16 protein-coding genes, 1 tRNA gene and 1 pseudogene are annotated in these 18,140 nt (G+C 73.0%); 7 read left to right on the top strand and 11 right to left on the bottom strand.

Features of this window, described 5'->3' with window-relative positions:
* Window positions 1-2 precede the first annotated feature (2 nt).
* From ACFPZJ_RS00450 to ACFPZJ_RS00440, 3 genes and pseudogenes are all read right to left on the bottom strand, one after another.
* Entirely contained in the window at window positions 3-224 is a 222-nt protein-coding gene (locus ACFPZJ_RS00450; protein WP_381015589.1) for an FmdB family zinc ribbon protein, read from the bottom strand.
* A gap of 120 nt (window positions 225-344) precedes the next feature.
* A complete protein-coding gene (locus ACFPZJ_RS00445) occupies window positions 345-1,796 on the bottom strand; it encodes a coiled-coil domain-containing protein (RefSeq protein WP_381015586.1) in 1,452 nt (483 codons plus the stop codon).
* Between the two features lie 74 nt (window positions 1,797-1,870).
* Window positions 1,871-2,645 (bottom strand): annotated as a pseudogene (locus tag ACFPZJ_RS00440) (DUF4097 family beta strand repeat-containing protein).
* A 197-nt stretch (window positions 2,646-2,842) separates the two neighbouring features.
* On the opposite strand from ACFPZJ_RS00440, the gene ACFPZJ_RS00435 reads away from it, so the two are divergent.
* From ACFPZJ_RS00435 to ACFPZJ_RS00425, 3 genes are all read left to right on the top strand, one after another.
* A tRNA-Val gene (locus tag ACFPZJ_RS00435) sits at window positions 2,843-2,914 on the top strand.
* A gap of 66 nt (window positions 2,915-2,980) precedes the next feature.
* Complete coding sequence (locus ACFPZJ_RS00430; protein ID WP_381015584.1) at window positions 2,981-3,643, top strand: DUF6153 family protein; 663 nt, start codon at window positions 2,981-2,983, stop codon at window positions 3,641-3,643.
* 85 nt (window positions 3,644-3,728) lie between these two features.
* On the top strand, window positions 3,729-4,424 hold the full coding sequence (locus ACFPZJ_RS00425; RefSeq protein WP_381015581.1) for a DUF305 domain-containing protein: 696 nt from the start codon (window positions 3,729-3,731) through the stop codon (window positions 4,422-4,424).
* 66 nt (window positions 4,425-4,490) lie between these two features.
* Here ACFPZJ_RS00425 and ACFPZJ_RS00420 read toward each other — a convergent pair whose 3' ends face one another.
* Window positions 4,491-4,841 (bottom strand): hypothetical protein, encoded by a 351-nt coding sequence (locus tag ACFPZJ_RS00420; RefSeq protein WP_381015580.1) that lies wholly within the window; start codon window positions 4,839-4,841, stop codon window positions 4,491-4,493.
* A gap of 86 nt (window positions 4,842-4,927) precedes the next feature.
* A complete protein-coding gene (locus ACFPZJ_RS00415; protein ID WP_381015578.1) occupies window positions 4,928-5,830 on the bottom strand; it encodes a ketopantoate reductase family protein in 903 nt (300 codons plus the stop codon).
* Between the two features lie 108 nt (window positions 5,831-5,938).
* Between ACFPZJ_RS00415 and ACFPZJ_RS00410 the strand changes: the two genes are divergently transcribed.
* Window positions 5,939-6,169 carry a DUF2277 domain-containing protein gene (locus ACFPZJ_RS00410; RefSeq protein ID WP_381015575.1) on the top strand — a complete coding sequence of 77 codons (231 nt, stop codon included), beginning with the start codon at window positions 5,939-5,941 and terminating at the stop codon, window positions 6,167-6,169.
* A gap of 208 nt (window positions 6,170-6,377) precedes the next feature.
* Here ACFPZJ_RS00410 and ACFPZJ_RS00405 read toward each other — a convergent pair whose 3' ends face one another.
* The 5 genes from ACFPZJ_RS00405 to ACFPZJ_RS00385 all read right to left on the bottom strand — a co-directional run bounded on the left by ACFPZJ_RS00405 (window position 6,378) and on the right by ACFPZJ_RS00385 (window position 12,259).
* Window positions 6,378-6,974 carry a DedA family protein gene (locus ACFPZJ_RS00405; protein ID WP_381017253.1) on the bottom strand — a complete coding sequence of 199 codons (597 nt, stop codon included), beginning with the start codon at window positions 6,972-6,974 and terminating at the stop codon, window positions 6,378-6,380.
* Between the two features lie 293 nt (window positions 6,975-7,267).
* Window positions 7,268-7,717 carry a DoxX family protein gene (locus ACFPZJ_RS00400; protein ID WP_381015573.1) on the bottom strand — a complete coding sequence of 150 codons (450 nt, stop codon included), beginning with the start codon at window positions 7,715-7,717 and terminating at the stop codon, window positions 7,268-7,270.
* Between the two features lie 86 nt (window positions 7,718-7,803).
* Complete coding sequence (locus ACFPZJ_RS00395) at window positions 7,804-9,714, bottom strand: FAD/NAD(P)-binding protein (RefSeq protein ID WP_381015570.1); 1,911 nt, start codon at window positions 9,712-9,714, stop codon at window positions 7,804-7,806.
* 183 nt (window positions 9,715-9,897) lie between these two features.
* Window positions 9,898-11,535, bottom strand: a complete 1,638-nt coding sequence (locus ACFPZJ_RS00390; protein ID WP_381015568.1) for an alkaline phosphatase D family protein — start codon at window positions 11,533-11,535, stop codon at window positions 9,898-9,900.
* A 79-nt stretch (window positions 11,536-11,614) separates the two neighbouring features.
* On the bottom strand, window positions 11,615-12,259 hold the full coding sequence (locus ACFPZJ_RS00385) for an HNH endonuclease family protein (RefSeq protein WP_381015565.1): 645 nt from the start codon (window positions 12,257-12,259) through the stop codon (window positions 11,615-11,617).
* Window positions 12,260-12,661: 402 nt separating this feature from the next.
* On the opposite strand from ACFPZJ_RS00385, the gene ACFPZJ_RS00380 reads away from it, so the two are divergent.
* Both ACFPZJ_RS00380 and ACFPZJ_RS00375 read left to right on the top strand, forming a co-directional pair.
* Entirely contained in the window at window positions 12,662-13,243 is a 582-nt protein-coding gene (locus tag ACFPZJ_RS00380; RefSeq protein WP_381015562.1) for a TMEM165/GDT1 family protein, read from the top strand.
* Window positions 13,244-13,514: 271 nt separating this feature from the next.
* On the top strand, window positions 13,515-14,204 hold the full coding sequence (locus tag ACFPZJ_RS00375; protein WP_381015559.1) for an HAD-IA family hydrolase: 690 nt from the start codon (window positions 13,515-13,517) through the stop codon (window positions 14,202-14,204).
* A 605-nt stretch (window positions 14,205-14,809) separates the two neighbouring features.
* On the opposite strand, the gene ACFPZJ_RS00370 is transcribed toward ACFPZJ_RS00375, so the two are convergent.
* Window positions 14,810-15,889 (bottom strand): peptidoglycan-binding domain-containing protein, encoded by a 1,080-nt coding sequence (locus tag ACFPZJ_RS00370; protein ID WP_381015556.1) that lies wholly within the window; start codon window positions 15,887-15,889, stop codon window positions 14,810-14,812.
* Window positions 15,890-16,063: 174 nt separating this feature from the next.
* Between ACFPZJ_RS00370 and ACFPZJ_RS00365 the strand changes: the two genes are divergently transcribed.
* A complete protein-coding gene (locus ACFPZJ_RS00365; protein WP_381015553.1) occupies window positions 16,064-18,133 on the top strand; it encodes a DHA2 family efflux MFS transporter permease subunit in 2,070 nt (689 codons plus the stop codon).
* Window positions 18,134-18,140 lie beyond the last annotated feature (7 nt).

Here is an 18,140-nt window from a genome sequence, read left to right as displayed (position 1 = left end):
CGTCAGCCGCAGCATCCGCCGCCGCAGCAGCCGCCCCCACCGCCCGCGCGGGGCGCGGGAGCCGGGGCGGAGGAGGCCGTGCCGCCCACCGCGACCGTGGACAGCAGCTTCACCGTGTCGTCGTGGCCCGCGGGGCAGGCGGCGGGAGCGGAGGACTCGGCCATCGGCCGGCTGAGTTCGAAGGTGTCGCCGCAGGTACGGCAGCGGTACTCGTAGCGAGGCATGGGCACAGGTTAACCGGCGGACGGCGTGCGCGGCGGGCGTCCGGTACACCATGCGGGACGGAACCGGTGCCGCCCCGGCGCCACTGCCCCGGTCGGTACGGCCCCCCGGGCCGCCGGCCGTCAGTGCGGTGCGGCTCCCCGTTCCTCCCGGATCTGGGCCACCACCCGTGCCACCGTCCGTCGTACCGCTTCCGTCTCCGTCAAGAAGTGCCAGTAGTCGGGGTGGCGGCCCTCCAGGGTGGCGATCGCGCGGTCCAGACGGGCCACCGAGTCGTCCAGGGGGCGGGCGTGGCGCGGGTCGGGGGTGTTGCGGCCGGCCATGGCGAGGCGTTGCGCGTCACGGATGGCGAAGCGGGTGCGTTCGATCTCGTGCTGGGAGTCCTTCTGCACGGCGTTCAGGCGCCGCAGGCGGTCTCCGGCGGCAGAGACGGCCTCGTCGGTGGCGTTCAGCAGTGCCCGCACCGTCGACAGCAGCGCGGTCGCGTCCGCCCAGCGCTGCTCGTCCCGTGCGCTCTGCGCCTCGGCCAGCTTCCGCTCGGCCTGCCGTACGGTCTCGGCGGCCTGCTCGGGCACGTGCTGGAGGTCCTGCCAGCAGGCCACCGTGAACCGCCGCCGCAGTTCGCTCAGCACCGGCTCGACCTGCTCGGCGCGGGTGGTGAGGGCCTGGGCGCGGGTGCGCAGGGAGACCAGCCGGCGGTCGATCTCGGCGGCCCGCTCGGGCAGCCGCTCGGCCTCCACACGGACCGCTTCGGCCTCCCGGGTGACCCGCTCGGCCCGTTCCAGGGTCTGGGGCACACCGTGCTGCCCGGCGCCCTGGTTCAGTCGGGTCAGCTCCGGGGACAGGGCGGCCAGCCGGGTGGCGAGGTCGTCCGCCTTCAAACCGGAGGAGCGGACGGTATCCAGGGCATTGGAGGCGGCGAGCAGGGCCTGCCGGGCGCGTTCGACGGCGGGGGCGAGCCGGGCGAGCTGGGTCTCGGCCTTGCCGAGCAGCGGCCCCAGGCCGTCGGCGAACTGGTCCAGCTCCTGCTTGACCTGCCCGAGCTCCTCCTTGGCGGCGGTCAGCTCGGCACGCGCACGGGACGCGGCCGAGGCCTCCAGGTCGTCCCGGTCCAGGTCGTGGGCGTCGACGGCGTTGATGTACCGGTGGCTGACCTCGTCGATGCGCCGGCCGAGCGCCTCGAAGTCGGCGACCGCGCGCCGGGCGGCGGGGGAGTCGTCGACGGCGGTGATCGTCTCGATGGAGATCCGCAGGTCGCGCTGGGCGGTGTCCAGGTCGTAGAACGCGGCTGCCGCCGCGTCCTTCGCGGCCTGTGCCTCGGCCCGCTGGCTCTCGGCCCGCCCGCCGAACCAGCGCCGGGTGCCGCCGCCGGCGAACGCGGCGGGCAGCGCAAGCGCGGCGATCAGCGGCAGACCGATCAGGGTGAGCGCGTCGCGGACCGGCCCGGGCGCCCGGCGCGGCCGGGCCGGTCCGCTGCGGCGTGGGCGGATTGGTACGGCGCGGTGTACGACACGACGCGCGCGGTGGGCGCGCGGCACCGACGGCGAGTCCGGCTGTGCTGGTGTCGCCGTCACATCCCTCTCCCGCACTGTCGTCCACCCTGCCCGGTGCCATTGTCCCACCGGTTATGGACGAACACACGGGCCGGTCAGTTCGCGGTACTGACGGTGACTTTGCCGTCGTCCGTCTCGGCCTTGACCACATGGGAGCTGGAATCGTCCCGGGGCACGGACACCTCCTGCGCACCGGCACCGGTGCGGGTGGAGACCCGGTACTCCGCCCTGGGCAGGGTGATCCAGACCGACCCGTCCTGCGTACGGGACTCGACCCGGTCCGGTACGGCGCCGAGTTCCAGGGCCACCGAGCCGTCGCTGGTCCGGGCGCGCACCCGGCGGGAGGTGACCTCCGCCCGGATGGAGCCGTCGCCGGTGCGCAGTGCGAGCGGCCCGCTGGAGTCGGTGACGTCGACGGACCCGTCGGCGGTGGTGATGTCCACTGCCTCCTTGAAGCCCCGTGCGCGCACGCTCCCGTCGTTGTTGTCGACCCGTACGCCGACTTTGCGCGGGACCTCGATGCGGTGCCGGGCCGCAGGCGGAGACGAAGCCCGAACAGTCGGTGCGCAGCACCAGGCGGTCGCCCTCCATCGACCAGCGCGCCTTGGGGTCCTCGCCGATCGCGACCGATCCCTTGAACCAGCGCGTGACTTCGACCGTGCCCTCCGCGGTGTCGTCGGACGCGACGATCTCCAGAGCCGAGTCGTCGGCGTCGACGGTGAGCGTACGGCCGTCCAGTTCGAAGGCCCGCTGGTCGGGGTCCTTGTCGTCGGTCGCGGAGGGTCCGCAGGCGACGGCGGTGGCGGCGAGCGCCGCGACGAGACCGGTGACGAGGGCCGCACGGGCCGAAGCGGTGGTGGTACGGGCCATGATGTTCTCCCCCTGGGGCCGGACCGAGGTCCGAGTCGGTCGGTTCCACTCCTGAGAACGGTAGGGATCCGCCGCCCGCCGGACGATCGGGCGGACACCCCGATCACAGGTGGGGATAACCCCCTGCACACGGGTTTGCCGGACCTGGGCCCAGGCAATGTAGGCTGTCGACTCGACCTGGGCGCAGCCCGGGGAACGGGTGCGTAGCTCAGGGGTAGAGCGCCTGCCTTACAAGCAGGATGTCGGCGGTTCGAAACCGTCCGCGCCCACCCAGTTCACCCATGTAACGCCCCCGGGCCGCCCTCGGTCCGGGGCGTTTCTCTAGGATGGGCCCCGTGAACAGCCCGGAGCAGCGAGACCCGCGACCGCGCGTGCGGTGGTGGCGGGCCGTGTGCGTGCTCGGGCTGCTGGCGGGCGTGCTCGCGATGCACGGGCTGGCGCCCGGGGGCGATGCGACGGGGCATTCCCACGACCGGTCGTCCACGGCCGTCGGCGTCACAGCGCACGAGACCTCCATGGCGGTGAGCGCCACAGCGAGCGGGCCGTCCACGGCGTCCATGACGGTCGGGCCCACGCCGCACGAGCCGTCCACGACTGCCGTCGCAGCCGCGCTTCGGCCCTCAACGCTTGTCGCCGCGGCGCATCGGTCTTCCACGGCTGCCGTCGCGGCTGAGCAGCGGCCGTCCACGACGGGTGTCGTCGCCGAGCACCGGCCGTCCACGACGGGTGTCGTCGCCGAGCACCGGCCGTCCACGCCTCTCGCAGCAGCGCTGTACGGCGAGTGCACCGATGGTCACTGCGGCGGCGGACACGCCCAGCACGCCGACCCGACCTGCGCGTCGGGGGCGGTGAGCGGTGGGCCGGCGCTGCCCGTGATCGTTGCCGACCCGACTCCCGTGCCCGTACGGGCCGATGCCGTACCGGCGTGGGCGGCGGCGGGTCCGGACGGTGCGCGCGCCCCGCCGGACCTCGCCGAACTCCAACTCCTGCGGATCTAGGGCCGCCCCGGCCGTGCCACGCCCCGTCGGCGCGGTGCGGCGCATCAACGCGACCCCAACCCCTCTCCACAGCAGGAGTTCACGCATGACCAGCAACACCCGTACCGGCATCCGTTCCCGCACCCGTACGCTGACCCGCCGGGCCGCCCTGGTGGCGGTGACGGCGACCGCCGGACTCGTCCTGGCCGCCTGCGGCGGAGACGGCCAGGGCGGCAGTGGCCACGGCGGTCACGGTGGCACCACGCCGTCCGCCGGCGCCGATGCCACCGCGGGCTCCGAGGCCACCGCGAGCGCCGAGGCCACGGCCGGTGCGCACAACGCCCAGGACGTCGCCTTCGCGCAGGGCATGATCCCGCACCACCAGCAGGCGCTGGAGATGGCCCGGCTGGCCGCCGACCGTGCCGCCTCCGAGCAGGTCAAGGACCTCGCCGTACGGATCGAGAAGGCGCAGGACCCGGAGATCAGGACCATGACCGGCTGGCTGAAGACCTGGGGCGAGAAGGTGCCCGAGTCGATGCCCGGCATGGACCACTCGGGTCACTCCGGGATGCCCGGGATGATGGGCGAGGAGGACATGGCGAAGCTGCAGAAGGCGTCCGGCAAGACCTTCGACACGATGTTCCTGACCATGATGGTCGAGCATCACGAGGGGGCCGTGGAGATGGCCACGACGCAGAAGACGGAGGGGCGTAACGGGCCGGCCAAGGCCCTGGCAGAGGACATCATCACGGCCCAGAACGCCGAGATCACCGAGATGAAAAAGCTGCTCGGCAAGGGCTGACGGTCTGACGGTGGTCGGGTGGGGAGGCAGCCGGCGTACCGCGTCGGCTGCCTCCCCACCCCCCTCTCATGCCTCTTCGGCGTCCTCGGGCGGAGCCTCATGGGCGTGCTTCAGCTGCGAGCGGGCGTCCACCCGGTCGGGGCCGGTGAGCTCCGACCAGTAGCGGTGGGTGCTGACGAACACCGCGAGTTCGTGCTCGCGTCTGCGGAGCTTCTCCACCTCGGCCTGTTCGTCGGCGGTCCAGCCGGGCGAGGCGGGGCGCTCCACCTTGCGCCAGCCGTTGTCGTCACTGAAGCCGTCCAGCGGCTCGACCGACCAGGGCAGCCGCTTCAGCAGGGCCGACAGCTCGGCCCGGACCTGATGCAGTTCCTCCTGACCGGCGAGGAGGTCACTCGGAAAGTCATAGGTCGTAGCCACGACCCAATGATACGCCTGTTCGATTTTAGGTGGCGTGTTTCTTCCCGTGGTTCATGCGAACGGGCCCCGACCGACACCGGCCGCCCTCAGTGTCCGGCAGCAGCCCTCAACTCCCCGGTCACCCGGGCGGTGACCGGGGCCGGTACGTCATGACGTGCGGCGGCGCGGAGCAACGCGCCGCCGATGGCGTCCAGTTCCAGGGGCCGGCCCGCCTCGGCGTCGCGCTGCATCGACGACTTGGTCTGCGGAGGGAAGGCGTCGTAACGGGCGAGGGCCTCGGCCGGGTCGCCGGGGGCGCCGCAGGCGCGGCTGATCGCCGCCGTCTCCTCGACCAGGGCGGTCAACTCCGCGCGGTGGCGTGTGCGGACGTCGCCCAGGGGGAGGCCGTAGCGGGTGGTCAGCAGCGCGAACGGCGCGAGGAACGCCATCTTCGCCCACAGGGCGGCCGTCTCGTCCGCCAGGACCCGGGTGGCCGGGCCGGCGGCGCCGAAGGCTCCGGCAAGGATGTCGAGGAGTGCGGGGGGCACCTGGGCGCCGGTGAGGTCGATCTCGGCGAACGGGCTGCCGTGGTCGATGACGCCGGGGGCCACGCGGGTCGACTCGACACGGATGACGGCGGGGGCGACCCGGTCGGGACGGTAGCGGGCGCGCAGGGCGGCGGGGTGTTCGACGCCGTTCAGGAACGGTACGAGGAGGCCGTCGCCGAGAGCGGCGGGCGGGACCCGGGTCAGCGCGCTGTCGAGGCTGGTGTGCTTGACGGTGACCAGGCAGGCGTCGACCGGTTCGCGCAGGTGGGTGTCCGCCTCGACCTCGGCCGTGACGTCGCCGAACCGGGCGCTGTGTACCCGGATGCCCCGGGTGCGCAGGGTGTCGGCCGTCGCCTCGCCGGCCAGGCAGATCACCCGGTGGCCTGCGCGGGACAGCAGGGCGGCGAGGAGACCGCCCACGCCGCCGGGGCCGAGGACGGCCACGGTGAGTTCGTTGCCCATGGTGGATGTTCCTCTCGTCGGTCGGCCCCTCGGTGGTGGCCGCCGCGGTGATCATCGCAAGTGCGCGGGGTGTGGTCCCAGGCAGGTCCGGCGGGTCAGACTGGGGGCATGTGCCGGAGTATCAAGACGCTGCGTCCCCCAGTGCTGGCCGAGGAGGCCACCGAGGAGGAGATTCGGGCTGCCGCGCTGCAGTACGTGCGGAAGGTGTCCGGCTTCCGGGCGCCTGCCGCCCACAACCAGGAGGTGTTCGAACGGGCCGTCGATGTGATCGCGGAGGCCACGGCCGAGCTGCTGGACGGGCTGGAGGTGCGGGGGGCCGCGGCCCGGCGGGCGGGTTAGCACCCGGCGGGTGGGGTAGCACCCGGCGGGTGGCGGCCGGCCGACGCGGCTGGCCGCCACGACGCCTCCGATGCCGCGGGGCGTTGTGACGCTTCCGGTGCCGTCAGGCGCTGTGCCGCGCCTCCGCTGCCACGGGCCGCTACAACGCCTCCAGGGCTGCAGGCCGCTACGACGTCTCCGACGCCACGGAGGCTCGACGCCTGGGCGGCTACGAAGCCTCCGAAGCCGCCTGCGGCTGTCTGCGCATCAGGTAGGCCGCTGCCGCCCCCGCGCCGAACAGGGCTGCCACCGAGACCGCCGTGGCCAGCCAGGTCGCCCCGAGCCAGTGGGCACCGAGGTAGCCGAGGGTCACGCTGTACAGGGCCCAGCAGGCGCCGGCCAGGGCGGACCAGGGGAGGAACTCGCGGACGCGGCGGTGCGCGGCGCCGGCGCCGAGGGAGACGACCGAGCGGCCGGCGGGGGCGAAACGGGCCAGGACGACCAGGGCGCCGCCGCCCCGGGCCAGGGCCGCGCCGAGACGTTCCTGCGCGGTGGTCAGGCGGCGGGAACGGGCGATCGCCCGGTCCAGGCGGGCGCCGCCGCGCCAGGCGAGGCGGTAGGCCACCAGGTCGCCCATGACGGAGGCGGTGGCCGCGCAGAGTGTCAGGACGAGGATGTCGGGCACGTCGGTCGCCGTGCCGGCGGCCGCCGCCGTGGCGGCCGTGATCACCAGCACGCCGCTCGGCAGCACCGGCAGGAACACGTCGAGCAGCACCGACAGGGCCACCACCGCGTAGATCCATGGGCTGCCGGTCAGCGACCCCATATTTTCCAGCACCGCTACTCCCCGTGACTCCCCCGTGGGCCAGACCGTGCCGCGCTGTGTCGCGGGGGGAGCGGCAGGAGTGGCCGATGACAGCCATACAGCGTACGCCTGGGGTGTGACAGGAGGTTCTTGGGGGGCTCGTGTGTCCGGCACGGAGTTCACTCCGCCGAGCCTGGTGTTCCCCCGCCGAGCCGTGACGCCCCGCTCCGCCGAGGAGCTCGACGCGACGCCGGGCGGTGTCCTCCCCGCGTACGGGGAGGACACCGCCCGGCGTCACATTCGGTGGGAGGAGGTCAGGCGGCCACCGGGGCCTGCTCCCTCGCCGGCTTCTGCGCCGACGAGCGCCTGGCCAGCAGGCGGTCCACGCCGAACGCGCCGGAGCCGGTGAAGACCAGCAGGAACATGGCCCAGCAGTACAGGGCCGCGCCCTCGCCGTTGTTCTCGATCGGCCACAGGGCCTGGGGCTGGTGGACCTTGAAGTAGGCGTACGCCATGGCGCCCGAGGCGATGAACGCCGCGATGCGGGTGCCCAGGCCGAGCAGGACCAGGGCGCCGCCGACGAGTTCGATGACGGCCGCGTACCAGTTGGGCCAGGCGCCGGTCTGGGCTGCGCCGCCCTTGCCGTCGACGCCGCCGAAGGCGCCGAACAGGCCCATGGCGCCGTGGCAGGCGAAGAGCAGTCCGACGACGATGCGGAACAGGCCAAGGGCGTAGGGCTGGGCGCTGTTGAGGCGTCCGGTCATGTGGGGGGTCGCTCCTTCGGTAGGCCGGCCCCGGGGCGGGCCGGTCTGGGGACAGAAACCGACTGGTAACGCCACGCTAGGTGAACCTAATCAATGCTTGCAAGTTCAACATTTGGCCATAGGTGCACTTCCGGTTCGCCAGTCTCTGGAGGCGCGACCGCACGTAGGGCGGCTCTCGCCACCGCGTCGGCATCCGACAGTGTGACTGAATCCACACCTGGCCGGGCCCCCGCAGCCGTCACCCAGTGCACCCCCTCCGTCGGGACCCCGAAGGCGAACCTCCTTGGGTGGGCGCATCCTTGACGGTCCATCAGATGATAGGGGCGCTGGGTGACATCCAACCCGCCCGTCTCGTAACCGTCGACGACGTGAGGACGGCACTGGCCCGTCTTCAGCAGCGAGGCGAGGAGATCGTCGGCCGTGCGCCGCAGGTCGGGCTCCGGCAGACGCGCCTCTATGAGCGTGGTCACACGGATGGCGGAGCCCGGTACCTCCGGCGAGTGCGCCACCCACCCCCCGGCCTCGCCCCTCACATCCAGCCGGGGTCCGAGCACCTCGACGACGCCCGCCTCCAGCAGGGCCGCGAGCTCCTCGATGCGGCGCCGGGGCGGGCCGATGGACAAGAAGGCGTTGAGCGGGGTGTACCAGCGGTCCAGGTGGTCACGGCGGGAGACGCCGGTCAGCCCGCCGTGGTCGACGACGAGCCGGAGTTCGTTGCGCAGGTCGCGCAGGACGTCGAGGGCCGCCTTGAGCGGGCCGCGCACATTGCCCAGCGCGGCCTGCGCGGCGTCCTCGCGCAGATACGCCAGCAACCACTCCCGCCACGCGCCCGCGTCCGGGAAGGAACGCCCCTGGTACGGCCGGGAGACCCGGTCCCAGCACCAGCGGTCGGCCTCCGGCACGCCGAACTCGTCGAGCAGCCGGGCCTCGTGCGGATCGCGGTGCGGGACGGCGAGGAACCGTTCGGTGAAGCCGGGCCGGCCGATCAGGGCCGTGTAGTAGACCGTCTCCACCTCCTTCGCCACCAACGGCCATATCTCCGCGAGGAAGTCGGGCGCCTCACCGGAGTCCGCGCGCTTGCGCAAGCCCGCGATCACCTCGGGGGTGAGCACCAGCGGGACGTGACGGCCGTACGGCCCCTTCGCGTTGTCGCCGCGCGCCTGGTACGGGACGCCCCGCCGCGAACCGGCGTACAGACGCGGCTCCCGCCCGGAGGGCACATAGCGCAGCGCGCCGCCGGCCGTCCGTACGAAACGGCCACCGCGGCCGGTCGTCAACAGCGCCGTGTGGTCGAAGAAGTTGAGGCCGAGGCCGCGCAGCAGGACCGGTTCACCGGGGGCCACGGCCGACAGGTCGACGTCGGCCGGGTTGGCGGGCGGGACGTAGCGCAGGCCGTGGCGTTCGGCGTGCGCGGCCAGCCGCCGCTGCACCGCGTCCGCGACCGCCGGGAGGTGGCCCTGCGCGAGCACGACGGCGGACAGGCCGGTCAGGACCCGCCCGTCGTCGAGGGTGAGGGACTGGCGGCCGTCGGGGGCGTCGTCGAGCCGTACCGCGCGGGCCCGGTGGGTCTCGACGCGCACGGCGGGTGGCGCCTCCCGCACCACCTTCGCGAAGACCCACTCCAGGTAGCGGCCGTAGTGGGCCCGGGTCGGGTACTCGTCCGGGCCCAGCGTGCCGCCCGCCCACTCGTACAGGCTCGGGCCCGGGCGGATCGGCCCCGAGCAGTCCACGCTGTCGTCGGTGAACAGGGTCACCTGGCAGGCCACGGTGTTCATCAGCAGCTCGGGCGACTGCGCGGTGCGCCAGACGCGGCCGGGGCCCGGCGGGGCCGGGTCGACGACGTGGACGGTCAGCCGCGCACCGGGCGGGAGGAGTTCGCCGGCGGACGCGCACAGGCGTTCCAGGACGCTGGTGCCGCGCGGTCCGGCGCCGACCAGGGCGACGGAGACCGGTGCGGGATTCTCGGCCGGTACGGATTCCTCGGTCGACGCAGACAAGGGTGGGACTCCCGGGCTTGTGGGCGCGTGTCGGCGGTCCGTCGGCGGGGAAGCGGACGGTCCGCCTCATCATGCCGTCGCGGAGAGCGGTAAACCGAGGCCGTGGGGAAGGATTGACGCTCGCTGTGGGATGCGTCACGAGCATCGGGGGCACGGTGACAGCAAACGGGCGGAACGGGTGGGTTAGGGGGCAAGCTCGGAGTCCAGCAGCGCCGTCAGGTGCGGGCCTGCTCCCTCCCGGGCCCGTGCCTGTTCCAGGCGCAGCCGGGCCGAACGGCCCCGCAGCGTCAGGGTCATGAGCTGGTTGCCGAACCAGGGGCCGCCCGTCTTGCGCCAACGGATCGGCGGGCGGGACAGGCGGCCGTGCCGGGCGAGGCAGCGGCCGATCGTCCGGGCCACCGCGTTCCAGCCGACGCGGAAGGCCAGGCGGATCGACAGCGGGACGGAGTTGTGGACGGGGGAGCAGACCAACTGGACGACCCGGGCGTCCAGTCCGCGGCCGGGCCAGGACGGCTCGGCGACGTAGGCGTGGTGCACGTCCCCCGACAGCACGCACACCGTCGCCGGCGCGTCCCGCCCCGATCCGGCCTCGGCGATCAGGTCCGCCAGCCCGGCGAACGATTCGGGGAACGCCGACCAGTGTTCGAGATCGGCCCCCCGCCGCACCTTCTCCCCGAGCCGCGCCCAGCGGGCGCCCCGCTCCCCGCGGCACAGCGCCGCGTTCCACCCCTCCGCGTCGTGCACCAGATGCGGCAGCAGCCAGGGCAGGGAGGTGCCGACGAGAAGGTGGTCGTAGGACCCCGGCGAGCCCAGCACCTGCTCGCGCAGCCAGGCGTCCTCAGCCGGGGCGAGCATCGCGCGGCGGCCCTCGTCGAGGACGCGGGCCGCCCGGCTGTCCACCATCACCAGCCGTACCCGCCCGAAGTCGCGCCGGTAGCTCCAGCGCGCCGTGGTCGGGTCGGCGTCCGCCCGCGCGGCGAAGGTGCGCAGCACATCCGTGCCGTCGGGGACCGCGCGGACCGCCTCGTACACCGGGTCGGCCGCGAGCTCGTCGGGCGAGAGGTTGCCCAGGTGCTGGTGGACCCAGTACGACATCAGGCCGCTCAGCAGCCGCTCCCGCCACCAGTCGGTGGCCCGCATGTCGGCGAGCCAGGCGGCGGAGGTGTTCCAGTCGTCGATGACGTCGTGGTCGTCGAAGATCATGCAACTGGGCACGGTGGACAGCAGCCAGCGGATGCGCGCGTCGAGCCACGACTCGTAGTAGAGGTGCGTGTATTCCTCGTAGTCCGCGACCCCGCTGCCCGGGGGGTCCTTCAGATCGCGGCGGGCCGCCAGCCAGCGCTGGGTGCTGTCGGAGGTCTCGTCGGCGTACACCTGGTCGCCGAGCAGCAGCAGAACGTGCGGCCGCTCACCTTCCGGATCGGCCGCGAGGCGGATGGCCAGCGCGTCCAGGGCGTCGGGGCCGACCGGGTCGTGCCCGCCGGCCGGAGGGGCGGCCCAGCGGCAGGAGCCGAAGGCGACGCGCAGTCCGCCGTCGGGGCCCGGCGCGTGGATCGCCGACGGCGGGAAGGGGGAGTCGGGCAGCGGCCACACCCGGGTGCCGTCGAGGAGGACCTCGTACGTCGTCGTCGTACCGGCCGTCAGACCGGTCACCGGGATCAGCGCGTAGTGGTGGCCCGCGATCTGGAAGGTGCGGGCCGTGCCGCCGGCGCCGTCGGCACAGCGCACCTCGGCGGTGCACGGACGGCTCGCCTCGACCCACACGGTCGCGGACGAGCCGTCGGTGTATCTCAGCAGTGGTCCGAGGCGCAGTCCGGCCATGGCGTTCCCCTCTCCGTCGCCCCGTACGGTACGGAACGACGGAGGTCGGCGGGGAGGCCCCGACACGAAAACGCGCGTGTCAGCAGCTCGCGAGGTAGTTCTGCAGCGCGGACTTCTCGGCCGGGTCGACCGAGAGGTCGTAGTAGTACTTCACCTGGACCCAGGCGCGGACGTACGTGCAGCGGTAGGCCGTGCGCGAGGGCATCCAGGTGGCCGGGTCCTGGTCGCCCTTGGCCTGGTTGACGTTGTCGGTCACCGCGATGAGCTGGGGGCGGGTGAGGTCGTTGGCGAAGGCCTGGCGGCGGGAGGTGGTCCAGCTGTCGGCGCCGGAGTCCCAGGCCTCGGCGAGCGGGACCAGGTGGTCGATGTCGACGTCGGAGGCGGCGCTCCAGGTCGCACCGTCGTACGGGGAGTACCAGCTGCCGCCGACGGCGGCGCAGGAGGAGTCCTGGACGACGTTCGTGCCGTCGCGCTTGAGGACGACCTCGCGGGTGTTGCAGGTGCCGGACTGGGTGATCCAGTGCGGGAAGAGGTCACGGTTGTAGCCGGTGCGGTCCTCGGTGGCCACGGTGAGCGTGGCCAGGTAGCCGCGCGCGGTGGAGCCGCTGACCGGGGTGGGGAGGGCGGCGGAGGCGGTCGGGCCGTTGAAGAGCCCGACGCAGGCTATGAGCCCGGTGAGCGCCGCGAGTATGCTGAGCCGTCGACGCGCGTAGAACTTCGGCATGCGAACTCCCTTGTGGGGTGGGGGCGTTGAGCTGCGAGCGTGGGAATGCTCGCCGCACCGTGTTGCGGGGAGGTGTGCGTTCGGTAAGAAGTTAATGACGTGTACATGACACGACAAGCTTCACGGTCGAACTTTCTGCCGGATGCGCGTCGCGTACGATGGGACGCGCAGAAGGGGAGTAGCTCCTCGCCGGACCGTCGACATACTGCTCAGCCCGCTGAGCCGGCGCCCGGAGCCGGAGCCCGTACGGATCACGCGTACGGCGGTCTGGCCAGCGAGACCTTCGGCAAGCAGTGCACGCCCGTGCCCCACGGCACGGGTGCCCGTGTGCGCTGCCGTGCCGAGGTGTCCGCGTACAGCAAGCACACTCTCGGTGGGGCAGCCCCGACCGATTGAGGAACCTTGATCAGCCTGACCGTGACCGCCGTCGCCTTCGGCGTCGTCTTCCTCGCCGAACTGCCGGACAAGACCGCACTCGCCGGCCTCGTCCTCGGCACCCGCTACCGCGCCTCCTACGTCTTCGCCGGCGTCGCCGCGGCCTTCGCCCTGCATGTCGCGCTCGCCGTCGCGGCAGGCAGCGTGCTGACGCTGCTGCCGCAGCAGATCGTGCACGCGCTCACCGGTGTGCTGTTCCTGGGCGGGGCGGCGATGCTGCTGATGAAGAAGGGCGAGGGCGAGGAGGAGATCCGCAAGCCGGAGAACCAGTCCTTCTGGAAGGTCGCCGGGTCCGGGTTCATGCTCATCCTGGTCGCCGAGTTCGGCGACCTGACCCAGATCATGACGGCGAACCTCGCGGCGCGGTACGACGATCCCCTCTCGGTCGGACTGGGCGCGGTACTGGCGCTGTGGGCGGTGGCCGGGCTCGGCATCGTCGGCGGGAAGGCCCTGATGAAGCGGGTGCCGCTGCGGTTGATCACGCAGATCGCGGCGCTGGTGATGCTGGCGCTCGGCGTGTGGAGCCTGTGGGAGGCGGTGTCCGGGTGACCCTGGCCGGCCGGGTCGGCCGCGACCGGCTGTTCGCTGTCGGCGCGGACGGTCGCCGCGCGTCGGCCGAGTCGGTCCGGGGCGGTCTGTGCCGGTCTGCGACTGAACGGCCGGTGAAGAGTTGGAGAAGACGGTGGCGGGATGCCGGGATTGTTTTGTACCGTGGAGGAACAAAGTGGCTCCCGCCCGTTTTCCCTGACCGGCGGGCGGGGCCGCCTTGTCCTTCCGGGGCCCGGGGGCCCTTTCGCGCATCTGAGCCTTGGAGCTGCCGATGACGGCCACCGCCGTGCTCACCGCCCGCGCCCTCCTGCTGGACATGGACGGCACCCTCGTCAACTCCGACGCCTCGGTCGAACGCGTCTGGCGCCGCTGGGCGGAGCGGCACGGACTCGACGGCGACGAGGTCATGAAGGTCGTCCACGGGCGGCAGGGCTACGCCTCGATGGCGCTGCTGCTGCCCGACCGGCCGATGGAGCAGAACTACGCGGACAACGCACGGCTGCTCGCGGAGGAGACCGCGGACACCGAGGGGGTCGTCGCGATCCCCGGGGCCCGGGAGCTTCTCGCCGCGCTGCGCGGGGGGCCGGTGGGGGCGGTGCAGGTCCCGCAGGTGCCGCATGCGCTGGTGACCTCGGCGGACGTCGCGCTGTCCACGGCGCGGATGGCCGCGGCCGGGCTGGAGATGCCCGAGGTGCGGGTGACCGCGGAGTCGGTCGGCGCGAGCAAGCCCGATCCTGAAGGGTTCTTGAAGGGAGCCGCCGAGTTGGGAGTGGCGCCGGCGGACTGTGTGGTGTTCGAGGACTCCGGGGCCGGGATCGCCGCGGGGCGTGCCGCTGGGATGAGGGTGGTGGGGGTCGGGCCGCGGGCCGGGGCCCATGAGCCCGATGTGGTGGTGCGGGATCTCACGGAGGTACGGCTGGAGGTTCTCGGGGACGGGACGGTTCGGCTGTACGTGGGGTGAGGGCCCGGGGCGGGCGCTGGGCTGGTCGGTGCGGCCGGTTGTCGGGTGCGCGGCGTTGGTCCGTGACCGAGCGTGCAGCACCCCGACCGCCTGGGTGGTGGCGCCTCGACGGCGTGCGTTGCGCTGGGGGCGGGGGACTGCGCGGCCCGGCGCGACGGGGTGCCGCTGCGCTCACCCCGTGCCGCCGTGGCTGTCCCCCCAGGCCGTTGAAACACTGAGGGAGGCGCGACTGCCCGCAGCTGGCGGCTCGCCCGCCCGCAGCTGGGCTCACGCGCGGCCGCAGTCGCGCACCGCGGGGAGGGGACGTGTCGGGGGGTGTCCGCCCGCTGCGGCTGCCGGAACCGCAGAGCAGCCGCTGTAAATGACCGTGCGGCAGACCGAGGATGGATACCCCCCGGCGCGGCTCCGACCCACGACGCACGAGCAGGCGCTACAACAAGCCCCACCGAAGCCGCGCAGGCCGCCGCAGGCATCTTCGAAGACGGAAGCCGGAAGTCGAACCACGGAAGTCGAACCACGGAAGTCGGAACAGGGACGCCGGAACAGGGACGCCGGAACACGGACGACGGAACACGGACGACGGAAGTCGGAAGGCCGAACACCGGCTACGGCTCCTTCGTCTCCGACTCCAGCTTCGTCCGTGTTTCCCGGCCGTACACCCCCAGCTCGTCGGAGGAGACACCCCGTGACCACTGGTAGGTCCGCACCGCGTCCTCGACCTGGCTGCTGAAGTGGCCGTCGGCCGGGCCGTTGTAGAGGTACAGCTGGCGCAGGCGTAGCTGGAGTTCGGTGACCTCGGGGCCCTGGTCGCCGCGCCGCAGGACCGGGGCGGACCTCTCGGCGTCGTCGTCGGGCGCCTGCATGGAGCCGTTCGCACCGGAGGCCGTCGGGGCCGGCGACGCGGGCCCGGACGGCTGCGTCGGGCTCGGCGACGCGCTGGTCACCGACGGGGACGGCGAGGGCGACGGGCTCGCGCTGGAGGCCGGCGGCCGCGCGGGCGCGGCGCTGCCGGGGCGTGCGGACGGCGTGGCCGGGGCCGGTTCCGTCGACGGTGCGCCCGCCGAGGCGTCGTCCGGGACGCTGGCCCGTACGTCGTCCGGCAGGGCTGTGTCCCGGGACGGCGACTCGTACGCGAACAGCCCGCTCGCGTACCCGGCCGCCGTGACCACCGCGACGAGCGCCCCCGCGACGGCGACCACGGACGCGGCGCGGCGACGGCGTGGTGGCTGTTCGCCGGTCTCGTACGGGCCCGGCCCGGCGAAGTCCCGTGCCGGGCCCCCGGTCGGCGGGGTCGTGGATGCGGCCGAGGGGGCAGCCGAGGAGGTGGCCGTGGACGCGGCCGGAAGGACCGCTGTCGCGTCCGGGGTGGCGGGTGCCGCCGGGGCGGGGTGCGCCTCAGGCGTGGCGGGTGCCGCGGCGGCGGGACGCGCCGCGGGCGTGGCGGTGGGCAGGGGCATCGTCCTCCCGGCCGCGGCGGTACCGCCCGCGCCGTCCTGCGGGCCGGCGTCCAGTGCGACGTACGGCCGGATGCGCAGCGGATCGAAGTCCTCCGCGGCGGCCGCCTCCGCCGTACGCGTCTCGCGCAGAGCCTCGGCGGCGCGCTCGGCGCAGGTGCAGGAGGGCGTGTTGTCCGGCTCTCTGGGTGCACCGCACTCCGGACACGGGTGGCCCTTGGGCTGTTCCACGCGTTTCCCTCCCCTCGCGTAACTCCCCCTCGCGAACTCCAGAGATTATGCAGAGCTCCTTCACACCGTCGCCCGGAAGCCCCCGGAATGCCGAATTCCAAGTGGACTCAACAGGCCATAACGGGTCACACCCTTCACCATGGGATGGTGTCGCGAGACCCTCGGGAGGTCTGCATGACCGGGGATGTGCACGGTAGGACGGGAACGGCGGACCACGCCCCGCGACCGCAGCCCGAACGGCACGACGAGCACGTGCCCGGAAACGTCCTCGTCTCGATCGCCGCGCTGCTCCTCGGCATGCTGCTCGCCGCCCTCGACCAGACCATCGTGGCGACCGCGCTGCCCACCATCGTCAGCGAACTCGGCGGTATGGAGCACCTGTCCTGGGTGGTCACCGCGTACCTGCTGGCCTCGACCGCCGCGACCCCGCTGTGGGGCAAGCTCGGCGATCAGTACGGGCGCAAGAAGCTGTTCCAGACCGCGATCCTGCTCTTCCTGGTCGGCTCAGCGCTGTGCGGCATGGCGCAGGACATGACCCAGCTGATCGCGTTCCGGGCGGTGCAGGGCCTGGGCGGCGGCGGGCTGATGGTGCTGTCGATGGCGATCGTCGGCGACATCGTCTCGCCTCGGGAGCGGGGGCGCTACCAGGGTCTGTTCGGCGCCGTGTTCGGGGCGGCCAGCGTGCTCGGGCCGCTGCTCGGCGGGCTGTTCACCGAGCATCTGAGCTGGCGGTGGGTGTTCTACGTCAACCTGCCGGTCGGCGTCGTCGCGCTCGCGGTGATCGCGGCGGTGCTGCACATCCCGCGCAAGCGCATGCCGCACGTCATCGACTACCTCGGCACCTTCCTCATCGCCTCGGTCGCCACCTGCCTGGTGCTGGTCGCCTCGCTCGGCGGGACGACGTGGGGCTGGGGATCGCCGCAGATCGTCGGGCTGGCGGTGCTGGGCGTCGTGCTGGCCGTCGTCTTCGTGGCCGTGGAGCGGCGGGCCGCGGAACCCGTGCTGCCGCTGAAGCTGTTCCGGATCCGTACGTTCACCCTCTCCGCGGTCATCAGCTTCGTGGTCGGCTTCGCCATGTTCGGCGCGATGACGTACCTGCCGACGTTCCTCCAGGTCGTGCAGGGCGTCTCCCCGACCATGTCCGGTGTGCACATGCTGCCGATGGTGTTCGGTCTGCTGCTGTCCTCGACCGTCTCCGGACAGATCGTCAGCCGTACCGGCCGCTGGAAGGTGTTCCCGATCGCGGGCACCGCCGTGACCACGGTCGGCCTGCTCCTGCTCCACCGGCTGGACCAGGGCAGCTCCACCGCCGAGATGAGCGGCTTCTTCTTCGTGTTCGGGCTGGGGCTGGGCCTGGTGATGCAGGTGCTGGTGCTCATCGTGCAGAACGCCGTCGCGTACGAGGACCTGGGCGTCGCCACGTCCGGCGCGACCTTCTTCCGCTCGATCGGCGCGTCGTTCGGCGTCGCCGTCTTCGGCACGATCTTCGCGAACCGGCTGGGCGACAAGCTGACGGAGGCGTTGCGGGGTGCGCGGTTGCCGGGCGGTGTCTCGGCGGACACGATCGAGGCGGACCCGCGCGGCATCGCGGCGCTGCCGCCCGCACTGCGTCCGGCGGCGGTGGACGCGTACGCGTCGGCCATCACGGACGTCTTCCTGTACGCGGCTCCCGTCGCGCTCCTCGCGTTCGTGCTGGCCTGGTTCCTCAGGGAGGACCGGCTGCGGGGATCCGTCACCGCGCCCGACGGCACGGAGACGTTCGCCAGCAATCCGGTCGAGCGGTCGTCGTACGACGAGGCGTGCCGGGCGCTGTCGGTGCTCGGGACGCGGGAGGGGCGACGGGAGATCTACCAGAAGATCACCGCACGGGCGGGTTACGACCTGCTGCCGGGGGCGAGCTGGCTGCTGCTGCGGATCAGGAAGTACGGCTCGGTGGAGCCGGCGGTGCTCGCCGAGCGCGCTCCTGTTCCGCTGACCGTGATCATGGACGCCGCACGGCAGGTGGAGGAGCGGCAGCTCGCGGTCCGGCAGGGGCTGGACCTCGTGCTGACGGAGCAGGGGCGGCAGGTCGCGGAGCGGCTGGCGCAGGCGCGGGAGGAGTCCCTGGCGGAACTGCTCGGCGACTGGTGGGGGCCGGGGAGGCCGACCGATCTGGTGCGGCTGGTGAAGGAGCTGAACAGGGACCTGTGCGGGTCGGAGCGTGAGCGGCCCGGGGAGGAGCGGGGCGTGGTGCGGGCGGGTTGAGGTCTGC

Source organism: Streptomyces bullii (assembly GCF_042657145.1).
GTDB classification, from domain to species: Bacteria; Actinomycetota; Actinomycetes; order Streptomycetales; family Streptomycetaceae; genus Streptomyces; species Streptomyces bullii.
This window is presented reverse-complemented; position numbering and strand designations above follow the sequence as displayed.